The organism is Terrabacter sp. NPDC000476, assembly GCF_040300125.1.
Lineage (GTDB): Bacteria > Actinomycetota > Actinomycetes > Actinomycetales > Dermatophilaceae > Terrabacter.
Genome location: NZ_JBEPDF010000001.1, coordinates 369,182 through 394,839, shown reverse-complemented (window position 1 = coordinate 394,839; position 25,658 = coordinate 369,182). Strand labels below are relative to the sequence as shown.

Genomic DNA, 25,658 nt, shown 5'->3' with positions numbered 1-25,658 from the left:
GAGTGAGAGAGGTCGATGTCCTGGGCGTCCGGGTCGAGATGCCCACGAACCAGCCGATCGTGCTGCTGCGTGAGCGCGACGGTGGTCGCTACCTGCCGATCTGGATCGGTGCGGCCGAGGCCGCCGCGATCACGTACGCCCAGCAGGGCGTCGTGCCGCCGCGACCGCTCACCCACGACCTCATGCGCGACATCCTCTCGGTGCTCGGTCACGAGCTGACCGAGGTGCGCATCGTCGCCCTCAAGGACTCCGTCTTCCACGCCGCCCTCATCATCGACGGCCGCGCCGAGATCAGCTCCCGGGCGAGCGACGCCATCGCCCTGGCGCTTCGCACCGGCGCCAAGGTGCTCGTCGAGACGGCCATCCTCGACGAGGCCGCCATCGTCGTGTCCTCGGAGGAGGACGACGAGGTCGAGCGCTTCAAGGAGTTCCTCGACCACGTGTCGGCGGAGGACTTCGAGGCACCCGCGGAGGACGACGCCGCGGACGAGGGAGAGACCGGTGAGCCCGGGACGGACCCCCGCCCACCCTCACCCTCCACCTGAGCTTCAAGGTGGCGACCGCGCGTGCGACACGCCGGCTCGGGCCGGGCCCGGTGATTGACCGGAGGGGCGGCGCGCCCTACCGTCGGGAGAACGACGTGACTGTAGTTATCGTCATGTCGTCTGCGCGGACGCACCACGCGACGCCCAGCCTGAGCAGAGGAGGACGGCATGGCCGCCATCGATGACGCGCGCGACGCCGGTCGGGCCATGCCCGTCGCGTCGCAGGGCCTGCTGTTCACCGACGACCTGCCCGCGCTCGCCGAGGACTCCGGCTACCGCGGTCCCACGGCCTGCAAGGCGGCCGGCATCACCTACCGCCAGCTCGACTACTGGGCCCGCACCGGCCTCGTCGAGCCGTCCGTACGCAGCGCCACCGGGTCGGGCACCCAGCGCCTCTACGGCTTCCGCGACATCCTCGTGCTCAAGGTCGTCAAGCGCCTGCTCGACACCGGGGTGTCCCTCCAGCAGATCCGCGTGGCCATCGGTCACCTGCGTGAGCGCGGCGTCGAGGACCTCGCGCAGATCACGCTCATGAGCGACGGTGCCTCGGTCTACGAGTGCACCTCCGCCGACGAGGTCATCGACCTCGTGCAGGGCGGTCAGGGCGTCTTCGGCATCGCCGTCGGGCGCGTGTGGCGCGAGGTCGAGGGCGAGCTGGCCCAGCTGCCGAGCGAGCGCGCCGAGGAGGAGGCTTCCACCGAGCACCCCGGCGACGAGCTGACCGCGCGACGCCAGGCCCGCCGCCTCGCCTGACCGACCCCACCCACGTGACCCGGGTGACGCTGGCGCCGCCCAGCGTGGCACCTGCTGGTAGATTCAGGTCTGCCGATCGACCCTGCGTGGGAGAGTCCTCGGGGTGCAACGCACCTGCGAGGCGCCGAAGGGGCAACATCCCCGGAACCTCTCAGGCGCCAGGACCACGCGGGTGAGGCACCTCTGGAGACACCCGTCCGGGTGTCGACAGACGGGGAGCGTGTGTCGTCCGCTCGTATCCCGTCAGGAGCCCGTATGTCGATCGACCACCTCGTCACCGAGGACACCGCCACCACGCCGTCCCCGTCGGAGCCGTCGGCCGCCCCGCAGGCACCTGGTGCGGGACTCGCCGACTTCGTCGGGCGCCACGTCGGCCCCGCCGGCGACGACGTCGCGCGGATGCTCGAGGTCGTCGGCCAGCCGAGCCTCGAGGCCATGTGCGACCGGGCCATCCCCGGCGCCATCCGCTCGACGGAGCTGCTCGCCATCGACGCCGCCGCGAGCGAGAGCGCGGTCATCGACGAGCTGCGCGACTTCGCCTCGCGCAACACCGTGCTCACCTCGCTCATCGGCCTCGGCTACTACGGCACGGTGACCCCGCCCGTCGTGCGCCGCAACGTGCTCGAGAACCCGGCCTGGTACACCGCGTACACGCCCTACCAGCCGGAGATCTCGCAGGGGCGGCTCGAGGCCCTGCTCAACTTCCAGACGGTGGTCACCGACCTCACGGGTCTCGACGTCGCCGGCTCGTCGCTGCTCGACGAGGCCACCGCGGCCGCCGAGGCCATGTCGCTCATGCGGCGCGCCAGCAAGTCCGCCGCGGACGCCGTCCTGCTCGTCGACGAGCGCCTCTTCCCGCAGACCATCGCCGTCATGCGCACGCGCGCCGACGCGCTCGGCCTCCCGCTCGCGGTCGCCGACCTGCGCGCGGTGACCGACGCCGACTCGCTGTCCGCCGCCGCCGACGGCCGGGCCGTCTTCGGCGCGATGGTGCAGTACCCCGACGCCTCGGGCCAGCTCGTCGACTGGACCGCGCTCACCGCCGCCGTCCACGAGGCCGGTGGCCTCGTCACCGCCTGCGCCGACCTGCTCGCCCTGACCCTCGTCACGGCGCCGGGGGAGTGGGGCGCCGACATCGCCGTCGGCAGCGCCCAGCGCTTCGGCGTGCCGATGGGCTTCGGCGGCCCGCACGCCGGCTACATGTCCGTGCACCGCGGCCTCGAGCGCCAGCTGCCCGGCCGTCTCGTCGGCGTCTCGGTCGACGCGCAGGGCCAGCAGGCCTACCGCCTCGCGCTGCAGACCCGCGAGCAGCACATCCGCCGCGAGAAGGCGACCTCGAACATCTGCACCGCCCAGGTGCTCCTCGCCGTGATGGCGAGCATGTATGCCGTGTGGCACGGTCCCGCCGGCCTCGTGGCCATCGCGCGGCGCGTGCACGGGCTCACCGCCGACCTGCGCGCCGCGCTCGTCGACGGCGGGCTCGACGTGGAGACGACGGCGTACATCGACACGCTGACCGTCGTCGTCCCGGGACGCGCCGGCGACGTCACGACGGCGTTCGCCGACCGTGGCATCAACGTGTGGCGCGTGGACGCCGACCGCGTGTCGCTCAGCCTCGACGAGACGTCCACCCCGGCGACCGTCGCCGCGGTGCTCGCGGCCTTCGGCGTCGACGCCCCCGCAGCGGGTGCGGCCGACGCGGCCGACGCATCCGGCCATGGCGGCGAGATGCCCGGTGTCCCCTCGGCGCTGGTGCGCACGTCCGACTTCCTCACCCACCCGGTCTTCCACTCGCACCACTCCGAGACGGCGATGCTGCGCTACCTGCGCCGGCTCTCCGACCGTGACTTCGCGCTCGACCGCGGCATGATCCCGCTCGGCTCGTGCACGATGAAGCTCAACGCGACGACCGAGATGGAGGCCGTCACCTGGCCGGAGTTCGCGAACCTGCACCCGTTCGCGCCCGCCGAGCAGACCGAGGGCATCCGCGGCCTCATCGACGAGCTCTCCGCCTGGCTCTGCGAGATCACCGGCTACGACGCCGTCTCGCTGCAGCCGAACGCCGGCTCGCAGGGCGAGTTCGCGGGCCTGCTCGCGATCCACGCCTACCACCAGGCCCGCGGCGAGGGGCACCGCCGCGTGTGCCTCATCCCGGCCAGTGCGCACGGCACCAACGCCGCGTCGGCCGTCATGGCGGGCCTCAAGGTGGTCGTCGTCAAGACGGCGGCCGGCGGCACGGTCGACATGGACGACCTGCGCGCCAAGGTCGAGGCGCACCGCGACGACCTCGCCGCGATCATGGTGACCTACCCCTCGACCCACGGCGTGTACGAGGACACCATCACCGAGCTGTGCGAGCTCGTCCACGACGCCGGCGGCCAGGTCTACGTCGACGGCGCCAACCTCAACGCGCTCGTCGGCCTCGCGCAGCCGGGCACGTTCGGCGCAGACGTCAGCCACCTCAATTTGCACAAGACCTTCTGCATCCCGCACGGCGGCGGCGGCCCCGGCGTCGGGCCGGTCGCGGTGCGCGCGCACCTCGCGCCGCACCTGCCGAACCACCCCCTCGCCCCGGAGGCCGGCCCCGAGACCGGCGTCGGGCCCGTGTCCGCCGCGCCCTACGGCTCGGCGAGCATCCTGCCGATCTCGTGGGCCTACGTGCGGCTCATGGGCGGCGCCGGCCTGCGGCACGCCACGCAGATGGCCGTGCTCGGGGCCAACTACATCGCGGCACGGCTGCGCGAGCACTACCCGGTGCTCTACGCCGGCCACGACGGCTTGGTGGCGCACGAGTGCATCCTCGACGTGCGGGCCATCACCGCCGAGACCGGCGTCACCGTCGACGACATCGCCAAGCGCCTCGTCGACTACGGCTTCCACGCCCCGACGATGAGCTTCCCCGTCGCGGGCACGCTCATGGTCGAGCCGACGGAGTCGGAGAACCTCTACGAGCTCGACCGCTTCTGCGACGCGATGATCGCCATCCGCGGCGAGATCGAGGCCATCCGCGCGGGTGAGGTCGCGGTCGCCGACAGCATGCTGCGCCACGCCCCGCACACGGCCCTTGCGGTCGGGGGTGAGTGGAACCACCCCTACGAGCGCACCGACGCCGCCTTCCCCGTCGGCGTGCAGGCGGCCGACAAGTACTGGCCGCCGGTCGCCCGCATCGACGGCGCGTACGGCGACCGTCACCTCGTCTGCTCCTGCCCGCCGCCGGAGGCCTTCGAGAGCTGAGCCGGCGCCCCGGCGACGGCCGTCCGCGGGGTCCCTCGGGGCCCCGCGGCGACCGGTCCGCCGCCCACTGTGTGCGCGCCCCTCGCGCGCGGCCCGCGAGTGTGGTTGTCTCCTCACGTGGGAGCCGACGTCGAGCAGGCCAGGTACACGCGTGAGCAGCGGCAGCAGTACCGCGAGAAGGTCCGCCGCGACCTCGACGTGTTCGAACGCATGCTCGGCAAGAGCGAGTTCGAGTTCGACCGCCCCATGACGGGGCTCGAGATCGAGCTCAACCTCGTCAACGAGGACCTGAGCCCGAAGCTCGACAACAAGACGGTGCTCGAGCAGATCGCCGACGAGGACTACCAGACCGAGCTCGCGCGCTACAACATCGAGCTCAACGTCCACCCCCGGCCGCTGCCCGGCGACTCCGCGATCGAGCTCGAGGGCCTGCTGCGCGAGTCGCTCAACCGGGCGTCCGAGAAGGCCGCCGCGGCCCACGCCGGCATCGTCGCCATCGGCATCCTGCCGACCGTCATGCCCGAGCACTTCGAGGGCGACTGGATCAGCGAGAACATCCGGTACGCCGCCCTCAACAACGCGGTGCTCGACGCCCGCGGCGAGGACGTCTGGCTCGAGCTCGAGGGGCCGACGGGGGAGCGGATCGCCCGCTACTCCGACAGCCTCGCGCCCGAGTCGGCGTGCACCTCGATCCAGCTGCACCTGCAGGTGCAGCCCGACGCCTTCGCCGACCACTGGAACGCCGCCCAGGTGCTCGCCGGGCCGCAGCTCGCGCTCGGGGCCAACTCGCCCTTCTTCCTCGGCCAGCAGCTCTGGGCCGAGACGCGCATCCCGCTCTTCACGCAGGCCACCGACACCCGCTCGGTCGAGCTGAAGAACCAGGGGGTGCGCCCCCGCGTCTGGTTCGGCGAGCGGTGGATCACCTCGATCTTCGACCTCTTCGAGGAGAACGTCCGCTACTTCCCGGCCCTGCTGCCCGAGCTCTACGACGAGGAGCCGGAGGAGGTCTTCGAGCGCGGCGAGGTGCCCGAGCTCAAGGAGCTGCGCCTGCACAACGGCACCGTCTACCGGTGGAACCGGCCCATCTACGACATCGTCGGCGGCCGCCCGCACCTGCGCGTCGAGAACCGCGTCCTGCCGGCCGGCCCGAGCATCGCCGACGTCATGGCCAACGCCGCGTTCTACTACGGCACGATGCGCGTGCTCGCCGAGGAGGACCGCCCGGTCTGGACCCGGATGAGCTTCTCGGCCGCCGAGGCGAACTTCGAGGAGGGTGCCCGGCTCGGCATCGACGCCCGCACCTACTGGCCCGGCCTCGGCGAGGTGCCGGCGAGCGAGCTCGTGCTGCGCCGCCTGCTGCCGATGGCACACGAGGGCCTCGAGCGCTGGGGGGTCTCGGCCGCCGTGCGCGACCGGTTCCTCACCATCATCGAGCAGCGCTGCCTGCTCGGCGTCAACGGCGCCTCGTGGCAGACCGAGTGCGTGGCCCGCCTCGAGTCCCGGGGCCTGACGCGCGACGCCGCCCTGCGCGAGATGCTGCGCCACTACATCGAGGGCATGCAGGCCAACGAGCCCGTGCACACCTGGGAGCTGCCCGACGTCTGAGGCGGTGCCGACGCCGGCAGCCGACCTGTCGAGGCGCCCTCAGTCCTCGGAGTAGAGCCGCCAGGGGGAGAGGTTGTACATCCCGAGGCAGCGCGTCGAGCGGTGGTGCGTCAGCACGCTCATCGATCCGGCGTCGAGGACGAGCTGCTGCCCGAAGCGCGGGTCGACCCCCAGGTAGGTCGCCGTGAGCACCCGCAGCGCGTGCCCGTGGCCGAAGAGCGCGACGTCTCCGTGCTCGAGGTCGGGCCAGACCTTGTCGAGGACGGCCTGCGCGCGGGCCGAGACCTGCTCGATCGTCTCGCCCGGCGTGACACCCGGCTGCACCCCGTCGACGAAGACCTCCCAGGGGTGGCCGATCTCCTCGCTGATCTGCTTCGTCGTGATGCCCTCGTAGGCGCCGTAGTCCCACTCGCGCAGCAGCGGCTCCACCTCGAAGTCCCCGAGGCCCGCGAGCTCGGCCGTCCGCTTGGCGCGCTGCAGGGGGCTGACGAGGACGCGCTCGAAGCGGTGCTTGCGCAGCACGTCGGCCAGCTCGCGCGCGGCGGCCTCGCCGTCGGGCAGCAGGGGCAGGTCGGTGGTCCCGGTGTGCTGCCCCGAGAGAGACCACTCGGTCTCGCCGTGCCGGAAGAGGTAGATGTTGCCGGGCACGACGCCGTCGGGGGAGGCCATGGCGCCCAATCTAGCGGCGCGGACCCGTGCGGGTCCCTCCCGTCCGGTACGCCGCTCCGGCAGACTCGGGCCATGGACCTGCCCTTCGAGCTGCTCAACGTCTTCTCCGTCGCCAACGACCCCTTCTCGGGCAACCCGCTCTGCGTCTTCCCCGACGCCGCCGGGCTGTCCGACGCCGAGATGCAGGCGTGGGCCCGGCAGTTCAACCTCAGCGAGACGACCTTCGTCACGAGCCGGGCGGGTGCCGACGCCGACGTCCGCATCTTCACGCCCGACCACGAGATGCCCTTCGCGGGCCACCCGACCCTCGGCACGGCCGAGGTCGTCGCGACCCTCGACGGTGCGGCCTCCCACGGCGCGGCCGCGCTCGTGCACCTCGAGCTGCCCGCCGGACGCATCCCCGTCGTGCGCACCGACGGCGGCTGGCAGCTCACCGCCCCCACGGCGTCGCTGCGCGAGGTGACGGCGAGCAAGGCCGAGCTGGCCGGCGCCCTCGGCATCGACGGCGGCGCCCTCGTGCGCGCCGACGCGGCCTGGGTCGACGCCGGCGTCGAACAGCTCGTCGTGCGCCTCGACCACGCCGAGGCGGTGCGCGCGTGCGACCCGCACGCCCACGCGATGGCCGAGCACATGACCTCACCGGGACGACCACCGCACGTCTACGTCTGGGCGTGGACGGGTCCGAAGACGATCGAGGCGCGGCTCTTCTACACCTCCGGCCAGGCCGTGCTCGAGGACCCGGCGACCGGGTCCGCCTGCGCCAACCTCGGCGGGTGGATGGTCGCGCAGGGCGCCCGGGACGTGTCGGTCGAGATCAGCCAGGGCACGGCCGTCGGCCGGCCGTCACGCCTCCAGCTCGAGATCGACGCCGACGGTGGGGTGCACGTCGGCGGCCGGGTCGAGCGCGTGGGCCGCGGCAGCTGCACCAGGGGGGCCTGACCGTGGCCACCTTCGTCGCCTTCCTGCGTGCGGTCAACGTCGGGCAGCGCTGGGTCAAGATGGCGCACCTGCGCGAACACCTGGGCAGCAGCGGGTTCACCGACGTCGAGACCCACATCCAGAGCGGCAACGTGCGCGTGACGACGACGCTTCGCAGCGCCGCCACGGTGGAGGCGCGCCTCCGCGAGGTCATCTCCGAGGAGTTCGGCTTCGACGTGCCGGTCGTCGTGCGCACCCCGGCGCAGCTGCGCCGCACCGCGGAACAGGCCGAGCAGGCCTCCTCCCCGCTCGGCCCCGACGCGCGGCGCTACGTCACGTTCACGACCGGCGGGCTCTCCGCCGCGGGCCGGTCGGCGCTCGAGGCCTGGGACGAGGACGGCGAGCGCGTCGTCGTGCTCGACCCCGACGTGCTCCTCCTCCTCACCAAGCCGGCCCACCAGGCCAAGCTGACCAACGCGCGCCTCGAGCGCCTCACCGGGGCGACCGGCACGGCCCGCGACCTCAAGGTCGTGCGGGCGCTCGCCGAGAAGTGGGGCTGACCTCCACCGCAGCTGCACGCGCCGGCGCCCTGGCGCCACCCGGCGCCCCGACGGACCGCCACGAACCACCCGGCGACCGCGCCGACCCGCCTGGCGGGCGCCGACGGCATACCTCGTGGCGGTCCGTCGGACCCACGAGGCGGGCGGACGGCATACCTGCTCGGTGTCAGAGGCGCGCGCGGCGGACGAGCTCGAAGCAGACGACCGCGGCGGCGGCGGACACGTTGAGCGACTCGACGCCGGATGCCATGGGGATCGACACCCAGGTGTCGACGAGGTCGGCGACCTCGGGGGTGAGGCCGGCCGTCTCGCTGCCGAGGACGAAGGCCACCGGCTCGGGCAGGTGCGCGGCGAAGAGGTCGTCGTCACCGCCGGCGTCGAGGCCGACGACGTGGAAGCCGGCGGCCTTGAGGTCGGCGACGGCCTCGGCCGCCGTGAACGCCTTGAGGATCGGCGCCCGGAACGCGACCCCGGCCGACGCCTTGACGACGAGCGGGTCGAGCGAGGCGACGCCCTTGCGCGGCACGACGATGCCGTCCACCCCGGCGGCGGTCGCGGAGCGCAGGATCATGCCGACGTTGGCGGGCGTCGTCACCCCGTCGAGCACGAGCACCGCCCGCAGCGACGCGACGTCTCCCGCGAGCGCGACCTCGAGCGGACGCATCCGGGGCGCCACGACGTCGGCGAAGACGCCCTGGTCCTGGCGACCGTTGCCCGCGAGCTTCTTGACCCGCTCGGCGCTCGCGTAGGCCACCTCGACGCCCCGGCGGCGGGCGGCCTGCTGGATCTCGCGCAGCCCGCTGCCGCGCGCCCCGTCGGCGATGACCACCTTGTCGACGTGGACGTCGTCGTCGAGGAGCACCTCGTGCACGGGGTTGCGGCCGTAGACCGTGATGAAACGGTCTTTGGGCGAGATTCCGGGGGTCGTCTCGGGGGTCACCGCGACAGGATCCCACGGGCGCGCCGGGCCGTGGGAATCGGGGAGGACCCCCCGACGTTCGGTATGATTGAATCGTCAATCAAATGAGGAGCTGGGGAACATGCAGTTCGGGATCTTCACCGTCGGGGACGTCACGACCGACCCGACGACGGGGCGCACGCCGACCGAGCACGAGCGCATCCAGGCCACGGTCGCCATCGCCAGGAAGGCCGAGGAGGTCGGGCTCGACGTCTTCGCGACGGGTCAGCACCACAACCCGCCGTTCATCCCGTCCGCGCCCACGACGACCCTCGCCTACATCGCCGCGCAGACCGAGCGGATCATCCTCTCGACGTCGACGACACTCATCACGACCACCGACCCGGTGCGCATCGCCGAGGACTACGCCACGCTGCAGCACCTGAGCAACGGCCGCATGGATCTGATGATGGGTCGCGGCAACACCGGCCCGGTCTACCCGTGGTTCGGCAAGGACATCCGCGACGGCATCGCGCTCGCCATCGAGAACTACGCGCTGCTGCACCGGCTGTGGCGCGAGGACGTCGTCGACTGGCAGGGCAGGTACCGCACGCCCCTGCAGGGCTTCACCTCCACGCCGCGCCCGCTCGACGGCATCGCGCCGTTCGTGTGGCACGGCTCGATCCGCAGCCCCGAGATCGCCGAGCAGGCGGCGTACTACGGCGACGGCTTCTTCTCGAACCACATCTTCTGGCCGGCCAGCCACACGAAGCAGATGGTGGCGCTCTACCGCCGCCGCTTCGAGCACTACGGCCACGGCAGCGCCGACCAGGCGATCGTCGGGCTCGGCGGCCAGGTCTTCATGCGCAAGAACAGCCAGGACGCGGTGCGCGAGTTCCGGCCGTACTTCGACAACGCCCCGGTCTACGGCCACGGCCCGTCGCTCGAGGAGTTCACGAGCCAGACGCCGCTGACCGTCGGCAGCCCGCAGGAGGTCATCGAGAAGACGCTCGGCTTCCGCGAGTACGCCGGTGACTACCAGCGCCAGCTGTGGCTGCTCGACCACGCGGGCCTGCCGCTCAAGACGGTGCTCGAGCAGCTCGACATCCTCGGCGAGGAGGTCGTGCCCGTGCTGCGCAAGGAGTTCGCCGCCCTCAAGCCGGCGCACGTGCCGGACGCCCCGACCCACGCGAGCCAGCTCGCCGCCACCTCTCCCGAGAAGGAGCTCGTCCCATGACCACCTTCCACCTCGCGGTCGTCACGGCCGGGATCACCCAGCCGTCGTCGACCCGCCTGCTCGCCGACCGCCTCACCGAGGCGACCGTGCGCGCGCTGACCGCCGCCGCCCCCGCCGGGGGTGGCAGCGGCGCCGGGGCTGGCGGACCGGTCGAGGTCGTCGTCGAGGTCGTCGACGTGCGCGACGTCGCGCACGACCTGACCAACAACGTGCTCACCGGCTTCGCCTCGCCCGACCTGCAGGTGCGGATCGACACGATCACGGAGGCCGACGCCGTCGTCGTCGCCACACCGGTGTATGCCGCCTCGTACAGCGGGCTGTTCAAGATGCTCGTCGACGTGCTGCCGAAGGACGCCCTCCGCGACACCCCGGTGCTGCTCGGCGCCACCGGTGGCACGGCGCGACACTCGCTCGCGATCGACCACGCCCTCCGACCGCTCTTCGCCCACCTCGGGGCGCTCGTCGCCCCGGTGGCCGTCTTCGCGGCGAGCGAGGACTGGGGCAGCGTCGAGGCCGGTCGCCTCGGCGAGCGGATCGACCGCGCGGGAAGGGCGTTCGCCGCCCTGGTCAACGGTTCACCTCGGGTCGCGCACGTCGACCCGTTCGACGACGTCACGCCCTTCGCCTCGATGCTGAGCGACCTGCGCGCCTGATCGCGGCACCACGAGCCGCGCCACACGCCGACGCCGGGGCCCTGCGCCCCGGCGTCGGCGTCTGCGGTGACGCGCCGGGGGGAGTGCTCCCCATGGACCGGCCTGCCGGGAGCACCTACGGTGGGCGGACCGTCGACAGGAGGAACCTCGTGCTCTACCGCAAGGGTGCTGACCCGGAAGCCCTCGACCGCGTCGCCCGCGAGCTCACCGCGTGCGCCGGGGAGGTCGAGACGATCCGGGCCACCGGGACCCGGGCGCTGGCCGTCATCGGGCGCTCCTGGGGCGGGGCCGACGCCGAGGCCGCGCAGGCCGACTGGCGCACCACCTCCGCGGCGCTGACCGCACTGGGGTCGACCCTCGAGCGCATGTCGTCGCGCCTCTCGGAGAACGCCCGGGGTCAGCGCTCGACGAGCGGCGGCGCCGGTGTGCCCGGCTCACCGGGTGGTCCGCTCGGGCCCGGCACGCTCTTCCCGTTCGGTCTCGGCGGCGCCGCCCCGCTGGGTGGCGAGGCGGCCGCGCCGCCGCCGTTCGCCGACGGGCTGCGCGGCACCAAGCCACAGGAGATCGACCTCGAGCTGGCCGAGCTGGCACAGGGCGTCTACGACGGCACGGGCACCGAGGACTTCTCGCCCCTCGACGCCTCGGAGCTCGAGGCCCTCGGCATCGACCCCGCCGCCCTCGACGGCCCGGGCGGGTTCGCCGCCAACATCTACAAGGATGCCGACGGCGACTACGTGCTCGCCTTCGCCGGCACCGACCCGTCGAGCATCGACGACTGGGCGGCCAACGCCCAGCAGGGTGTCGGGGGCCTCAGCTCGCAGCACGTGCAGGCCATCGCGCTCGCGCAGCACCTCGCCACGGCCGTCGGCAGCGACAACATGGTGCTGACCGGCCACTCCCTCGGGGGCGGCCTCGCGAGCACCGCCTCGGTCGCGACCGACGTGCCGGCCGTCACCTTCAACGCGGCCGGGGTGCACCCCAACACGGTCGTCGCCGCAGCCGTCGTCGGGCACCAGCCGCCCGGCATCACGCCGGACCAGGTGCGCAACTACCACGTGCGCGGCGAGGTGCTGACGACGCTGCAGAACCCGCTCGGCTCCTTCACCGACCACGTGCCGGGGCTCGGCGACAACGTCCTGCCCAACGCCCTCGGCACCCAGATCGCGCTCGACCCCGCCCAGCCGCTCGAGGTGCACCCGTCGAAGTTCTCGGTCCTCAGCCCGGTCATCGGTGCGGCCGAGACCGTCTGGGACGTCGGCAGCTACGCCATCGGGCAACACCAGGCGCCGTCGGTCATCGAGGCCATGGAGGCGAGCGAGTACTTCGGCAAGCACTGACCCGAGCCCGTGTGCCGACTCGCCCGCACCTCGGGTCGGCGCTCAGTCGCCCGTCGCCCCGGCCCGTCGGGCCGCCTCGTCGACGGCGCGCAGGTCTGCCGGCGTCGGCGCGGAGACGTGGCCGGCATGCTCCGGGTGACGCTTCAGGTAGGCGGTGATGTACGGGCACACCGGCACGACGACCCTTCCTGTGGCGACCGCGGTGTCGAGCGCGGCGGCAGCGAGGCGGCCGGCGAGGCCCTGCCCCTCGCGCGCCTCGGCCACCTCGGTGTGGAAGAAGACGATCCGCTCCTCGCCGTCCGGGGCTCCGGCGGGCACGACGACGTAGCTCGCCAGCCCGATGAGGTGCTCGCCGTCGCGCAGCTCGAAGCGCTCGCGCTCCGGCACGTCGACCACGCGTATGCCGTCCGGGTCCTCGCTCATGCCCCCACCCTCGCGCACGCCCCGCGTCCGCTCAACCCCCGCTGGGGAGGTGGTCGCGATGACGCTGCGGATGGTGCTGCGGATGGTGCTGCGGATGGAGGGGGTTATCACCCCGTCGGGCGCAGCACCATCGGCAGCGTCATCGGCAGGTTCATCATCGGGGCCTGCGCGTGGCAGGGTGTGGGCATGGCGAAGTACTTCGACGTGCACCCGGTCGACCCCCAGCCGCGCGCGATCGGCCAGGCGGTGGAGATCCTGCGCTCGGGAGGGCTCATCGCCTACCCGACCGACTCGTGCTTCGCGCTCGGCTGCTCGCTCGACAACCCGGAGGGCAAGGAGCGGATCTTGCGCATCCGCCAGCTCGACGACCGCCATCACTTCACGCTCGTCTGCGCCGACTTCGCCCAGCTCGGGCAGTTCGTGCACCTCGACAACTCGGTCTTCCGGGCCATCAAGGTCGCCACTCCGGGGCCGTACACCTTCATCCTGCCGGCCACCAAGGAGGTGCCGCGGCGGCTGCTGCACCCCAAGAAGAAGACCGTCGGCGTGCGCATCCCCGAGCACCCCGTCGTGCGCGAGCTGCTCCGGGCGCTCGGCGAGCCGATCCTCTCGAGCACGCTGCTCATGCCCGACGACGAGGAGCCGATGACCGAGGGCTGGGAGATCAAGGACCGGCTCGACCACGTCGTCGACGCCGTCATCGACTCGGGGGAGTGCGGTCTCGAGCCGACGACCGTCGTCGACCTCTCGGACGGCTACCCGGTCGTCACGCGCGTCGGCGCCGGCGACCCGGCGCCGTTCGAGTAGCGACACGTCGCCCGCCACCCTGTCGCGACGGCCTCCGGTGCTGTTCAATCGGGCCATGACCCCAGGCGAGGACGCCGCACCGACGACCGAGTCGATGGGATCGCTGCTGGCGGACCTCGACGACGCCGACCGCGAGACGCTCGAGCTCCGGCTCGAACGATGGCTCGACGACCTCGTGGCCGCCCTGCGCGTGCTCTATCCCGAGCACGACGTGTCGGCGCTCGCGCGGCGCCTCGTCGGCTCGGCCGTGGCCGGCTTCACGGCCCGGCCCGCCGAGCTGCGCCGGCTCGACGAGCGACGCCTCCTGCGCCCCGACTGGCTGCAGCAGCCGGGGATGTTCGGCTACGCGTGCTACACCGACCGCTTCGCCGGTGACCTCGACGGGATGCGGTCCCGCGTCGACTACCTGCGCGAGCTGGGCGTCAGCTACCTGCACCTCATGCCGCTCCTGCGCCCCCGCGACGGCGACAACGACGGGGGGTATGCCGTCCAGGACTACCGCACGGTGCGCGCCGACCTCGGCACCACCGCCGACCTCGAGCGCCTCGCGGGCGACCTTCGGGGACAAGGCATCTCGCTCGTGCTCGACCTCGTGCTGAACCACGTGGCCCGCGAGCACGACTGGGCGGCGCGGGCCAGGGCGGGGGAGGAGCGTTACCGCGACTACTTCCACGTCTACCCCGACCGCGTCATGCCCGACGCCTACGAGCGCACCCTCCCGGAGGTGTTCCCCGACTTCGCGCCGGGCAACTTCACGTGGGACGACGAGCTCGAGGGCTGGGTCTGGACGACCTTCAACGAGTGGCAGTGGGACGTCAACTGGTCCAACCCCGACGTCCTCGTCGAGTACGCCGACATCGTGCTGCACCTCGCGAACCTCGGTGTCGAGGTGCTGCGCCTCGACGCGATCGCCTTCACGTGGAAGCGCCTCGGCACGAACTGCCAGAACCAGCCGGAGGTCCACGCCGTGACGCAGGCGCTGCGCGCGGTCGCGCGGATCGCCTGCCCGGCGCTCGCCTTCAAGGCCGAGGCGATCGTGGGTCCTCGGGACCTCGTGCAGTACCTCGGCCAGGGCCAGCACGCCGGCCGGGTCAGCGACCTCGCGTACCACAACAGCCTCATGGTGCAGGTGTGGTCGATGCTCGCGACGGGCAGCACCGGCCTGACCAAGGTCGCGCTGTCGGCCCTGCCGCCGACCCCGCCGAGCGGCACGTGGATCTGCTACGTCCGCTGCCACGACGACATCGGGTGGGCCATCGACGACGGCGACGCGGCGACCGCCGGGCTCGACGGTCACGCGCACCGCCGCTTCCTCTCCGACTGGTACGCGGGCGACCAGCCCGGCTCGTGGGCGCACGGGCTCGTCTTCCAGCACAACCCGGCCACCGGCGACAAGCGGATCAGCGGCACGGCTGCGGCCCTGACGGGGCTCTCCGACGCCGAGGCCCGCCATGACGAGGTCGGCGTCGGTCTGGGCCTGGCCCGTCTCTTCCTTGCGCACGCCGTGGTGGCCGGGTGGGGCGGCATCCCCGTCGTGTGGAGCGGCGACGAGCTCGGCCTGCCGAACGACCCGCACTGGCAGGACGAGCCGGGCCACGAGGACGACAACCGCTGGGCGCACCGCGAGCGCATCGACTGGTCGCTCGCTGCCCGCCGGCACGACCTGACGACGACGGCAGGGAAGGTCTTCGGCGGCCTGCGCCACCTCGCGGCCGTGCGCGCGAGCCTGCCCCAGCTGCACGCCTCGGCCCAGACGACCGTCGTGCGCGAGAGCGACGACGGCGTGCTCGTCGTCGTGCGCACCCACCCGAGCGGGCCCATGGTGTGCGTCTACAACGTGACCGCCTCGTGGCAGACCGTCGACCTGCGGCACGTGCACGACGCCGGCATCATCCACGCGCACGACGCGCTGGGCGGGCACCCCGTCTTCGGCGGTCCCGACGGCCGCGCGGCCCTGAGCCCGTATGCCGCGTGGTGGGTCGTCGAGGCCCCGTCCGCCGTGCCGCACACGTGAGGCGCCGGCCTCTTTGGTGAAGGTTGTGCGATAACCTTTACCAAGGAGGTGGTGGACGGATGGCTACCGCATGGCCGGCCCTCGGTGCGCGCACCCTCGAGTGGCGGCCTGTCGAGGGGCTCCTCGAGGTGTCCCGTCGGGCCCGCCGGGCCCAGCCGCGCACCTACGAGGCCGCCGTCGTGCAACCCGTCGCCGAGGCCGGTCTGACGCTCTCGGGCGACCTCGCGGCCGACCTCGACGAGGCGACGCGCCTGCTCGCGGCCTTCGACGCCGGGGGAGCGGGGGAGATCGCCCCCTTCGCCTCCGTGCTGCTGCGCTCCGAGAGCGCGGCCAGCTCGCAGATCGAGAACCTCACCTCGTCGGCGCGCGCGCTCGCCGAGGCGGAGATCGGCGAGGGCCAGCGGGCCAACGCCTCCGTCATCCTCGCCAACGTGCGCACCATGCAGGCCGCGCTCGAGCTGGCCGGGCGGCTCGACGAGCAGGCCGTCCTCGCGATGCACCGCGCGCTCATGGCCCAGCAGAACCAGCACCGCCCCGGCCGCTGGCGCGAGGAGCAGGTCTGGGTCGGAGGGTCACCGCTGCACCCGGCGGACGCCGACTTCGTGCCCCCGGTCGCCGCCGACGTGCCGGCCCTGATGGCCGACCTCGTCGCCTTCCTCGACCGGGACGACCTGCCGCCGCTCGCGCAGGCGGCCCTCGCCCACGCGCAGTTCGAGACCATCCACCCGTTCACCGACGGGAACGGGCGCACCGGGCGGGCCCTGCTGCACTCCGTGCTGCTCCACACGGGCGCCATCCACCGGGTCACCGTCCCCATCTCGGCGGGCCTGCTCGCCGTGCGCGACGACTACTTCGCGGCCCTCGGCGCCTACCGGGCCGGCGACGCGGAGCCGATCCTGCGCTGCGTGGCGACCGCCGCCCGGCACGGCACCGTCATCGGCCAGGAGCTCGTCGGCGAGCTGCGGGCGGTGCGCGCCGGCTGGGACGAGCAGGTGCACGCGCGGTCCGGCTCCGCCGCGCGCACCATGCTCGACCTGCTCGTGCGCCAGCCCGTCGTCACCGCCCGCGTCGTCGTGCGCGAGCTCGGGGTGTCGGCCCCCACCGCGCAGACCGCGCTGCGTCGGCTCGTCGACGACGGCATCCTCCTCGAGTCGACGGGTCACCGACGCAACCGCGTCTACCGGGCGCCCGACGTGCTCCGGGCCCTCGACGCGTATGCCGCCGGGCTGGGTCGCCGGCGCCGGTGACCCTCGGGGCCAGCGAATCGGCGGCGCCCGTCGGGCGCGGGCGACGAGGGTCCTTGGCTCAGCGCGACGACTGGTGCAGGACAGTCGATTCCACGAGGTCGGGAGACACGTCGACCCACGCGCCGTGCGCCTGGCACGTCCCGAGCACGACGGGCTCGAGCGCGCGTCCGTCACGCCACCGGTGCAGCCCGAGCACGGTGTTGCCCTCGACGCCCGCGACGCCCTCGACCGTGGTGACGAGGCCCGGGACGCAGCCCGGCGGCTCCGCGCTGAGCCAGCTGAGCGCGCGCCCTCGTGCCGCCAGACCCCCGAGGTGGTCGAGCACGTCGGCGCGTCGGGCGGGGTCGAGGTAGGTCAGCGCCCACGAGGTGAGCACGACGACGTGGCCGTCGGGGCCGGCTCCGTCGGCCGCGCGGGCGAGGGCTGCGGGCAGGTCGTCGACCATGTCGCCGGCGACCAGGACCGGCGGGTCGTCGCGCAGCACGGCCCGGGCCGCCCGGAACCGCTCGACGCGGCCGGGCACGTCCGGCCACAGGCAGGCCTCGAGCCAGCGCACGGCGCCGTCGTCGGCCACGTCGACGGGTGCCAGGTCCAGGCCCACGCGGGCCGCGACGCGGGGGAGCCCGACGCCGTGCTCCCCGAGCCGGCGGGCCACGCCGCGGCGGTCGACCCCCGAGCAGCGCACGGGCGAGCCGGGGTCGCCGAGGCGGACGGGCGCCTCGCCCTCCCGACCGGCGGGGGCGGTGAGCTCGACCGCGTAGCGCTCCACGCCGAGCAGCAGTCCCGCGCTCGCGCCGAGCTCGAGCAGGGCGACCGGGAGGTCAGGTACGTCGGCGGCCGCCAGGGCGAGGCCGAGGGCGACGTAGACCGAGCGGTTGACCTCGTTCGTCTGCGTGCCGTGGGTGGCGATGCACGCCTCCAGCTCGGCGCGGTGCGCCAGGGCGAACTGCCGGACGTCGGGCCACGGGTCGCCCTCCAGAGGCGCCCGGCGCCTGACGACGCTCGGATACCACTGTGCCGCAGTCGAATCGGGGTTCCTGAGCACGAGGTCGTGCACGGCCGCCAGCCACAGCACGGGCCGAGCCTGACCCGGTCGCGCCGCGAGCAGCAGCGACGCGGCCTCGTCGTCCTCTGACAGGTTCCGGCACAGGGCCGCGTAGAGGGGGAGGTCGGCATACTCGGTCGCGAACTCGCCGAAGCGACGTCGGATCCGGCTGAGGCGGTCGCCCGGACCCTCGGGGCCGCGCGCGGGGGAGGGGGCGCTCACCGGCGCTCGAGCAGCACGATGACCTCGTGGTGCGCGGTCTGCGGGAACATGTCGAAGAGACGGGCATGCCGCGTCGTGAACGACGGGAGCGCGGCGAGGTCGCGAGCCAGGCTCGTGACGTTGCAGCTCGAGTAGACGACGCGCCGGGCCCCGGAGCCCTCGAGCCAGGCGGCGAGCCGGGGCCCGATGCCGCGTCGGGGCGGGTTGACGACGACCGTGGCGGCGCCGCTGCTGAGCAGGTCGGGCTCGAGCGTCGAGACGTCGGTGGCGTCGCCGACCCGGAACCGCACGCGGGCCCCGGGTGCGAGCTGCAGCTGGCTGGCCGTCCGCTCCGCGCTGCGCACGGCGTCGGGGGAGAGCTCGACACCGAGCACCTGCCCGACGCCGGCCTGCGCGGCATGGAGCGCGAATCCGCCCACGCCGCAGTAGAGGTCGAGCACGGCATCTGGCGTCGACTCACGCATCCAGTCCTGCGCCTGGCGGTAGAGCCCCGCTGCGACGGCGGTGTTCGTCTGGAAGAAGCTGTTGGGCCGGAGGTTGAGCGCCAGCCCGTTGACCGGCACCGTCAGCACGTCGCGGGGCGTCAGGACGATCTCGGTGTCGCCCTCGAGGACGGCCTTGTGCTCGGGCTGGAGGTTGACCGACAGGACCGCCACCTCCGGCAGCTGCTCGAGCACGACCTGCTGGCGCGACTCGAGCAGCGCGAGGTGGCGACGGGAGCGCAGGACGAGCCGCAGCATCACCTCGCCGGAGGGGGAGCGCGTCAGCAGGACGTGCTTGAGCTCGCCGCGCCGCGAGGGCACGTCGTAGGGCTCGAGGCCCAGCGCGTCGACGACGTCGGCGACCCGGGGGATCAGCGCCTGCAGCTCCGGCTCGTGCAGTCCGCAGGCGCGCAGGTCGACCCCGTGGCCGTCGGGGTCGAGGATGCCCAGGGTCACGGCGCCGGTGCGGCCACCGGCCACGAGCTTGGCCTTGTTGCGGAAGGCGGACTCGGCGCCGGCGAACGGCTCGAGCCAGACGGCGTCGGGTGCGACGACGGCCAGCGCCTGCTCGACCCGTTCCTGCTTGTCGGCGAGCTGCACGGCATACGGCACGTTCATGAGGGCGCACGAACGGCACCGGCGGGAGTCGAAGTAGTCGCACTGCATGTCGCGCCCAAGGCTACGGCGAGATCGCTCGTTCTAGCGCCACCGGTAGACGCGGAGGGGAGCCCTCCTGAATCGCACAATGACATAATGTCGATTATCGGCATTCAACGACCGCACGCACGACCCCGGCAACACACCGAGCAAGTCACAACACACCGGGGTCGGATGCCGGTGGGTTGCGACCTGCTCGGTGTGTTGCGGTTCAGGCGGAGACGTAGGCGGCGAGGTGCTCGCCGGTCAGGGTCGATCGCGCCTGCACGAGCTCTGCGGGAGTTCCCTCGAACACGACGCGACCACCCTCGTGGCCGGCGCCCGGACCGAGGTCGATGATCCGGTCGGCGTGCGCCATGACGGCCTGGTGGTGCTCGATGACGATCACCGACCGCCCGGAGTCGACGAGCCGGTCCAGCAGCCCGAGCAGGTTCTCGACGTCGGCCAGGTGCAGGCCGGTCGTCGGCTCGTCGAGCACGTAGACGTCGCCCTTCTCGGCCATCTGGGCCGCGAGCTTGAGCCGCTGGCGCTCACCGCCCGAGAGCGTCGTCAGCGGCTGCCCGAGCGTCAGGTAGCCGAGCCCGACGTCGGCGAGCCGCTCGAGGATCGTGTGGGCTGCCGGCACGCGGGCCTCACCGGTGCCGAAGAACTCCAGCGCCTCCGACACGGGCAGTGCGAGCACCTCGGCGATGTCGCGGCCGCCGAGCCGGTACTCGAGCACGGCCGCCTGGAACCGGCGGCCCTCGCACTCCTCGCACGTCGACTCCACGGTCGCCATGACACCGAGCTCGGTGTAGATGACGCCCGCACCCTTGCACGCCGGGCAGGCACCCTCGGAGTTCGAGCTGAAGAGCGCCGGCTTGACGCCGTTGGCCTTGGCGAACGCCTTGCGGATCGGCTCGAGCAGGCCGGTGTACGTGGCCGGGTTGCTGCGCCGCGACCCGCGGATCGCACCCTGGTCGACGACCACGACCCCGTCACGCGGCGCCACCGAGCCGTGGATGAGCGAGCTCTTGCCGGAGCCCGCGACCCCGGTGACGACGCAGAGCACGCCGAGCGGGATGTCGACGTCGACGTCCTTGAGGTTGTGCGTCGCGGCGCCGCGCACCTCGAGCACGCCGGTCGGCTCGCGCAGCGACTCCCGCAGGCTGACGCGGTCGTCGAGGTGGCGGCCGGTCGTCGTGCCGCTCTTGCGCAGCCCCTCGACGCTCCCCTCGTAGACCACCTCTCCCCCGGCGGTACCCGCGCCCGGGCCGAGGTCGACGACATGGTCGGCGATGGCGATCGTCTCGGGCTTGTGCTCGACGACGAGCACCGTGTTGCCCTTGTCGCGCAGCTGCAGCAGCAACGCGTTCATCCGTGCGATGTCGTGCGGGTGCAGGCCGATCGTCGGTTCGTCGAAGACGTAGGTGACGTCGGTCAGCGACGACCCGAGGTGGCGGATCATCTTGGTGCGCTGGGCTTCTCCGCCCGACAGGGTGCCGGCCGGGCGGTCCAGCGAGAGGTAGCCGAGGCCGATCTCCGCGAACGAGTCGAGCAGGTGCTGGAGCCCGCGCAGCAGCGGCGCGACCGAAGGCTCGCCGATCCCTCGCAGCCAGACGGCGAGGTCGCTGATCTGCATCCCGCACACGTCGGCGATGTTCTTCCCGCCGATCTTCGCCGACAGCGCCTCGGCCGACAGGCGGGTGCCGCCGCAGTCGGGGCACGTCGTGAAGGTGACGGCGCGCTCGACGAAACGCCGGACGTGCGGCTGCATCGCCTCGACGTCCTTGGTCAGCATCGACTTCTGGATCTTCGTCAGCACGCCCTCGTAGGTGAGGTTGACGCCCTCGACCTTGATCTTCTCCGGCTGGCCGTAGAGCAGCTTCTGCAGCTGCCGGGCGGTGAACGAGCCGACCGGCTTGTCCATCGGCAGACCAGCCCCGCTGAAGATCCGGCCGTACCACCCGTCCATGCTGTAGCCCGGCACGAGCAGCGCACCGTCGGAGAGCGACTTGGTCTCGTCGTAGATCGCCGTCAGGTCGAAGTCGTTGACCGCGCCCATGCCCTCGCACCGCGCGCACATGCCGCCCTGGTAGACCTGCTCGCGCACGACGGCCGTCTCCTGGCGGCCGCCGCGCTCGGTCTTCATGACGCCGCTCGCCACCCGCGTGGGCACGTTGAACGAGAACGCGGTCGGCGGACCGATGTGCGGCGAGCCGATGCGGCTGAAGAGGATCCGCAGCATGGCGTTGGCGTCGGTCGCCGTGCCCACCGTCGACCGGGGGTTCGCCCCCATCCGCTCCTGGTCGACGATGATCGCCGTCGTCAGTCCCTCGAGCAGGTCGACCTCCGGTCGCGCGAGCGTCGGCATGAAGCCCTGCACGAAGGCGCTGTAGGTCTCGTTGATCATCCGCTGCGACTCGGCGGCGATCGTCTCGAAGACGAGCGAGCTCTTGCCCGAGCCCGAGACGCCGGTGAACGCGGTGAGCCGTCGCTTGGGCAGCTCGACGCTGACGTCCTTGAGGTTGTTCTCCCGTGCACCCTGCACGCGAATGAGGTCGTGGCGGTCGGCTGCGTGCGTCATGCCGACATGCTAGGGACGCAGGGCGCGCTCGTGCGCGTCGTGCGCCGACTCGTCGACGGGGTCCACGCCCGCTTCCGTGGCGGCGAGCCAGCCGCGCAGCAGGCGCTCGAGCGTGGCCCGCTCCCCCGCCGGCACCCCGGCGAGCAGGGCCTCGTCGGTCGCGAGCACGTCGGCGAGCACCTCGTCGAGGCGCGCCAGCCCGTGGACGGTCGCGCGCACGTGCACGGTGCGCCGGTCGGCCGCCGCGCGCACGCGCTCGACGAGCCCGAGGCGCTCCATGGCCTGCACGCGCTGCGTCGTGGCGCCCGCCGTGACGCCGCACCGGCGCGAGAGCTCGCCCGCCGGCAGGCTGTAGGGCGCGCCGCTCGCGCGCAGCGCACCGAGCACGTCGAGGTGACCCTGGTCGATGCCGTGGGCCGCGAGCACCGGCGCCCGGCGGGAGGCCGCGAGCTGGGCCAGCCGGGCCAGGGGCGTGAGGATGCCGATCGAGCCGAGGTCGAGGTCGGGTCGCTCGGCGCGCCAGGACGCCATCAGCCGACCCACCCGGTCCCCCGCCTCACTTCCGCCCACGATGACACTTTAGCGCTAAACCAGAAGGGGCGTCGCGCGGCAGGGTTGGACACGCTGTCGCGCCGCGACGGCGAGCCGGGTACGTCTATGGGCATGACCGACTCCCCCGACCTGCTCGACCAGTCCTCGGCGCGCCGTGACGGTGCGCCGCAGGAGGGGGCGCCGGACCCGCGCCGCTGGAAGGCCCTGTGGGTCTGCCTCGTCGCGGGCTTCATGACCCTGCTCGACGTCAGCATCGTCAACGTCGCGCTCCCCTCGATCCAGAAGGGCGTCGAGGCCACCCCGAGCGACCTCCAGTGGATCGTCTCCGGCTACGCCCTCGCCTTCGGCCTCACCCTCGTGCCCTCCGGGCGCATCGGGGACGTGCTGGGCCGGCGCACCGTCTTCGTCGTCGGGGTCGTGCTCTTCGGCGTCGCGAGCCTCGCCTGCGGCCTCGCCCCGAACAGCGCCCTGCTCGTCGTGGCGCGCCTCGTGCAGGGCGCCGCCGGCGGCATCCTCAACCCCCAGGTGTCGGGGCTCATCCAGCAGCTCTTCCGCGGGGCCGAGCGCGGTCGCGCCTTCGGCCTGCTCGGCGCGACGATCGGCATCTCCACCGCCGTCGGTCCCGTCGTCGGCGGCCTCATCCTCGACGGTCTCGGCGAGGAGACCGGCTGGCGCTGGATCTTCTTCGTCAACCTGCCGATCGCCGTCGCGGCCGTGGTGCTGGCCATGCGCTGGCTGCCCGACCCGCCCGAGCGCGACCGCTCGCACCGCATCGACGCCGACCCGGTCGGCGTCGTGCTCCTCGGTGCCGGCGTGCTGGGCATCCTGCTCCCGGTCGTCGAGACGGGTCGCGGCGGCAGCGGCGGCCTGCCCGGCTGGATCGCCCTCGTGGGCGCCGGCTTCGTCGGGCTCTTCCTGGCCTGGGAGCAGCACTACGGCCGCCGGGGCCGCAGCCCCCTCGTCGACCTCGCACTGTTCCGCGTGCCGGGCTACGCCTCCGGCGCGGCGGTCGGCACCATCTACTTCGGCGGCTTCACCGGCATCTTCTTCGTGCTGACGATCTTCTTCCAGCAGGAGCTCGGCTACACACCGCTGCTCGCCGGGCTCGCCGTGACCCCGTTCGCCGCCGGCTCGGCCCTGACGTCGGCCCTCGGCGGCCGCCTCGTCGAGCGTTTCGAGCGCGTGCTCGTCACCGGAGGGCTCGTCGTCGTGCTCGTCGGCATCGTCGCGGTCGACGTCGTGCTCGCCGAGGTGCACGGCTCGTCGCTCGGCTGGTGGCTGGCCGGTCCCCTCCTCGTCGCGGGCCTCGGCAGCGGCTTCGTCATCTCGCCGAACATCACGCTCACGGTCGCGCGGGTGCCGGTCGAACGGGCCGGCACGGCCGGCGGGCTGCTCCAGACCGGCCAGCGGATCGGGACCGCTGCGGGCATCGCCCTCGTCGGCGCTGTCTTCTACTCGGGGGCGAGCGCCGGGTCGGGCACCGGGTCGGGCGGCCCGTCAGGCGCCGGCGGAGGCCTCGACGCCTCGACGGCCCTGCGGGTGGCGGCAGGCCTCGTCGCCGTCGCCCTGGCCGCCAGCGCCCTCGACCTGCGCGGCCGGCGCCGGCGCGAGCACGCCGACGCCGAACCGGCTGAGGGCTGACCCCCGGCACCCGCCACCCCGGCCACCCCGACCACCCCTCGCGGCGTGTTCGGGCACACCGCCCCACGCGCGCCTCGGCCGTGTGGGACAGTCCTCGCATGTCGCACGCCGTCGTCAACGCAGCGCGCCCGGAGACCCGCGAGCAGCGGGCCTGGTACTGGTACGACTGGGCCAACTCGGCCTACGTCACCACCACGGCCACGGTGCTCATGAGCCCCTACCTCACGACCGTCGCGGAGCAGGCGGCCTGCCCGGGCCTGCCCGACGGCCAGGACTGCACGACGAACCTCTCGGTGCTCGGCATCCCCGTGGCGCCCGGCTCGTTGTGGTTCTTCACCGTGACGTTCACGACGCTGCTCTCGGCCCTCGTGCTCATCTTCATCGGCGCCATCGCCGACCGGAGCCCCCGCCCGACCCGCCTCTTCGGCGCCTTCGCCTGGGTGGGCGCGCTCGCGGCCAGCCTGATGTTCTTCGTCGCCGGCACGAACTGGCAGCTCGGGGCGGCGCTCGTCGTCGTCGCCGGCATCTGCCTCGGCGCCTCGCTCGTCATCTACGACTCGATCCTGTGCCGCATCGCCAACGAGAACGAGCGCGACCGCGTGTCGTCGAAGGGCTGGGCGTTCGGCTACCTGGGCGGCGGCACCCTGCTCGCGCTCAACTTCGCGCTCGACTTCTTCCACGAGGACCTCGGCCTCGACCGTGCACTGAGCACCCGCATCAGCATCCTGTCGGCAGGCCTCTGGTGGGCCGGGTTCACGCTCATCCCCTACCTTGGCCTCCGCCACCTCACGGGCACGGTCGAGACGCCGGTGGCCCGGACGCAGGGGGTCGTCGGCGGCAGCATCACCCAGCTGCGCAGCACCTTCCGCGACCTCGCGAACTACCCGCAGACGAAGCTCTTCCTGCTCGCCTACCTCTTCTTCAACGACGGCATCCAGACCGTCATCGGCAGCTCGAGCGTCTACGGCTCCAAGGAGCTCGGCTTCTCGGAGACGACGGTGCTCGGGGTCTTCCTCTTCGTGCAGTTCGTCGCCTTCTTCGGCGCGCGCATCTTCGGGCGCACGGCCGCCCGGATCGGCGCGTGGCGCACCGTGCTCTACGGCATCGCGCTCTGGACGGTCGTCGTCGTGTTCGCCTTCCTCGTGCCGTCCCGCTCGCTCGTCATCTTCCTCGCCCTCGCGCTGCTCATCGGCATCGTGCTCGGCGGCACGCAGGCGCTCTCGCGCTCGCTCTACAGCCAGCTCATCCCGCGCGGACGGGAGGCGGAGTACTTCAGCCTCTACCAGGCCATGGAGCGCGGCACGAGCTGGTTCGGCACGCTCATCTTCGGCCTCGTCTACCAGTACACGCTGAGCTACCGGTGGGCCATCGTCGCGCTCATCGTCTTCTTCGCCATCGGCGGCGTGCTCCTCTCCCGCGTGCGCATGCGCGAGGGCATCGAGCAGGCCGGCAACCCGGTCCCGGCCGTCGTCTGAGAACCCTCTACAATCCGGCGCGCCGGGGAACAAGTGGGCCGTTTCGCTCGTTCAGACGTCTGTGAGGGTATGACACCGCAAGCGGTGTCCCACGAACAGACACGAGTCCTGGAGGGGT

21 protein-coding genes and 1 riboswitch are annotated in these 25,658 nt (G+C 72.8%); of the genes, 14 read left to right on the top strand and 7 right to left on the bottom strand.

The window, feature by feature from the left end; all coding sequences use genetic code 11:
• Positions 1–2: 2 nt before the first annotated feature.
• From ABT295_RS01805 to ABT295_RS01790, 4 genes are all read left to right on the top strand, one after another.
• A complete protein-coding gene (locus tag ABT295_RS01805; protein WP_352392713.1) occupies positions 3–545 on the top strand; it encodes a bifunctional nuclease family protein in 543 nt (180 codons plus the stop codon).
• A gap of 168 nt (positions 546–713) precedes the next feature.
• Positions 714–1,298 carry a MerR family transcriptional regulator gene (locus ABT295_RS01800; protein WP_352392712.1) on the top strand — a complete coding sequence of 195 codons (585 nt, stop codon included), beginning with the start codon at positions 714–716 and terminating at the stop codon, positions 1,296–1,298.
• 77 nt (positions 1,299–1,375) lie between these two features.
• Positions 1,376–1,475, top strand: a riboswitch (glycine riboswitch).
• A 78-nt stretch (positions 1,476–1,553) separates the two neighbouring features.
• A complete protein-coding gene (gene gcvP, locus ABT295_RS01795; protein ID WP_352392711.1) occupies positions 1,554–4,532 on the top strand; it encodes an aminomethyl-transferring glycine dehydrogenase in 2,979 nt (992 codons plus the stop codon).
• A gap of 117 nt (positions 4,533–4,649) precedes the next feature.
• The gene (locus tag ABT295_RS01790; protein ID WP_352392710.1) at positions 4,650–6,137 is read left to right on the top strand and encodes a glutamate-cysteine ligase family protein; all 1,488 of its coding nucleotides are present in this window, start codon (positions 4,650–4,652) and stop codon (positions 6,135–6,137) included.
• Positions 6,138–6,176: 39 nt separating this feature from the next.
• Here ABT295_RS01790 and ABT295_RS01785 read toward each other — a convergent pair whose 3' ends face one another.
• Complete coding sequence (locus tag ABT295_RS01785; protein WP_352392709.1) at positions 6,177–6,806, bottom strand: histidine phosphatase family protein; 630 nt, start codon at positions 6,804–6,806, stop codon at positions 6,177–6,179.
• A 72-nt stretch (positions 6,807–6,878) separates the two neighbouring features.
• On the opposite strand from ABT295_RS01785, the gene ABT295_RS01780 reads away from it, so the two are divergent.
• Complete coding sequence (locus tag ABT295_RS01780; RefSeq protein ID WP_352392708.1) at positions 6,879–7,745, top strand: PhzF family phenazine biosynthesis protein; 867 nt, start codon at positions 6,879–6,881, stop codon at positions 7,743–7,745.
• Between the two features lie 2 nt (positions 7,746–7,747).
• Complete coding sequence (locus tag ABT295_RS01775; RefSeq protein ID WP_352392707.1) at positions 7,748–8,284, top strand: DUF1697 domain-containing protein; 537 nt, start codon at positions 7,748–7,750, stop codon at positions 8,282–8,284.
• Between the two features lie 166 nt (positions 8,285–8,450).
• Here ABT295_RS01775 and ABT295_RS01770 read toward each other — a convergent pair whose 3' ends face one another.
• Positions 8,451–9,224 carry a TrmH family RNA methyltransferase gene (locus ABT295_RS01770; protein ID WP_352392706.1) on the bottom strand — a complete coding sequence of 258 codons (774 nt, stop codon included), beginning with the start codon at positions 9,222–9,224 and terminating at the stop codon, positions 8,451–8,453.
• A gap of 100 nt (positions 9,225–9,324) precedes the next feature.
• On the opposite strand from ABT295_RS01770, the gene ABT295_RS01765 reads away from it, so the two are divergent.
• From ABT295_RS01765 to ABT295_RS01755, 3 genes are all read left to right on the top strand, one after another.
• Positions 9,325–10,419, top strand: coding sequence for an LLM class flavin-dependent oxidoreductase (locus ABT295_RS01765; RefSeq protein ID WP_352392705.1), 1,095 nt, complete (start codon positions 9,325–9,327; stop codon positions 10,417–10,419).
• Entirely contained in the window at positions 10,416–11,072 is a 657-nt protein-coding gene (locus tag ABT295_RS01760) for a CE1759 family FMN reductase (RefSeq protein ID WP_352392704.1), read from the top strand. The genes ABT295_RS01765 and ABT295_RS01760 overlap by 4 nt, the downstream gene beginning before the upstream one ends.
• 149 nt (positions 11,073–11,221) lie before the next feature.
• Positions 11,222–12,409, top strand: coding sequence for a Tle-like phospholipase domain-containing protein (locus tag ABT295_RS01755; RefSeq protein WP_352392703.1), 1,188 nt, complete (start codon positions 11,222–11,224; stop codon positions 12,407–12,409).
• Between the two features lie 42 nt (positions 12,410–12,451).
• Here ABT295_RS01755 and ABT295_RS01750 read toward each other — a convergent pair whose 3' ends face one another.
• Positions 12,452–12,832, bottom strand: coding sequence for a GNAT family N-acetyltransferase (locus ABT295_RS01750; protein WP_352392702.1), 381 nt, complete (start codon positions 12,830–12,832; stop codon positions 12,452–12,454).
• Positions 12,833–13,018: 186 nt separating this feature from the next.
• Here ABT295_RS01750 and ABT295_RS01745 point away from each other — a divergent pair, with 186 nt between their 5' ends.
• Genes ABT295_RS01745 through ABT295_RS01735 form a run of 3 tightly spaced genes read left to right on the top strand, consistent with a single transcriptional unit; the run spans position 13,019 to position 16,900 of the window.
• Complete coding sequence (locus ABT295_RS01745) at positions 13,019–13,639, top strand: L-threonylcarbamoyladenylate synthase (protein WP_352392701.1); 621 nt, start codon at positions 13,019–13,021, stop codon at positions 13,637–13,639.
• Positions 13,640–13,694: 55 nt separating this feature from the next.
• The gene (locus tag ABT295_RS01740) at positions 13,695–15,653 is read left to right on the top strand and encodes an alpha-amylase family protein (RefSeq protein ID WP_352392700.1); all 1,959 of its coding nucleotides are present in this window, start codon (positions 13,695–13,697) and stop codon (positions 15,651–15,653) included.
• A gap of 59 nt (positions 15,654–15,712) precedes the next feature.
• Positions 15,713–16,900, top strand: coding sequence for a Fic family protein (locus ABT295_RS01735; RefSeq protein WP_352392699.1), 1,188 nt, complete (start codon positions 15,713–15,715; stop codon positions 16,898–16,900).
• Between the two features lie 58 nt (positions 16,901–16,958).
• On the opposite strand, the gene ABT295_RS01730 is transcribed toward ABT295_RS01735, so the two are convergent.
• The 4 genes from ABT295_RS01730 to ABT295_RS01715 form a co-directional block, all read right to left on the bottom strand.
• Positions 16,959–18,167 carry a DUF2332 domain-containing protein gene (locus ABT295_RS01730; RefSeq protein WP_352392698.1) on the bottom strand — a complete coding sequence of 403 codons (1,209 nt, stop codon included), beginning with the start codon at positions 18,165–18,167 and terminating at the stop codon, positions 16,959–16,961.
• Entirely contained in the window at positions 18,164–19,315 is a 1,152-nt protein-coding gene (locus ABT295_RS01725) for a methyltransferase domain-containing protein (protein WP_352392697.1), read from the bottom strand. Before ABT295_RS01725 ends, ABT295_RS01730 begins: the two co-directional genes overlap by 4 nt.
• A gap of 202 nt (positions 19,316–19,517) precedes the next feature.
• Complete coding sequence (locus ABT295_RS01720) at positions 19,518–21,872, bottom strand: ATP-binding cassette domain-containing protein (RefSeq protein WP_352392696.1); 2,355 nt, start codon at positions 21,870–21,872, stop codon at positions 19,518–19,520.
• A 9-nt stretch (positions 21,873–21,881) separates the two neighbouring features.
• The gene (locus tag ABT295_RS01715) at positions 21,882–22,442 is read right to left on the bottom strand and encodes a MarR family winged helix-turn-helix transcriptional regulator (RefSeq protein ID WP_352392695.1); all 561 of its coding nucleotides are present in this window, start codon (positions 22,440–22,442) and stop codon (positions 21,882–21,884) included.
• A 93-nt stretch (positions 22,443–22,535) separates the two neighbouring features.
• Here ABT295_RS01715 and ABT295_RS01710 point away from each other — a divergent pair, with 93 nt between their 5' ends.
• Together ABT295_RS01710 and ABT295_RS01705 are read left to right on the top strand one after the other, a co-directional pair.
• Positions 22,536–24,065, top strand: coding sequence for an MFS transporter (locus ABT295_RS01710; RefSeq protein ID WP_352392694.1), 1,530 nt, complete (start codon positions 22,536–22,538; stop codon positions 24,063–24,065).
• 98 nt (positions 24,066–24,163) lie between these two features.
• On the top strand, positions 24,164–25,540 hold the full coding sequence (locus tag ABT295_RS01705) for an MFS transporter (RefSeq protein WP_352392693.1): 1,377 nt from the start codon (positions 24,164–24,166) through the stop codon (positions 25,538–25,540).
• The last annotated feature ends 118 nt before the right edge of the window (positions 25,541–25,658 follow it).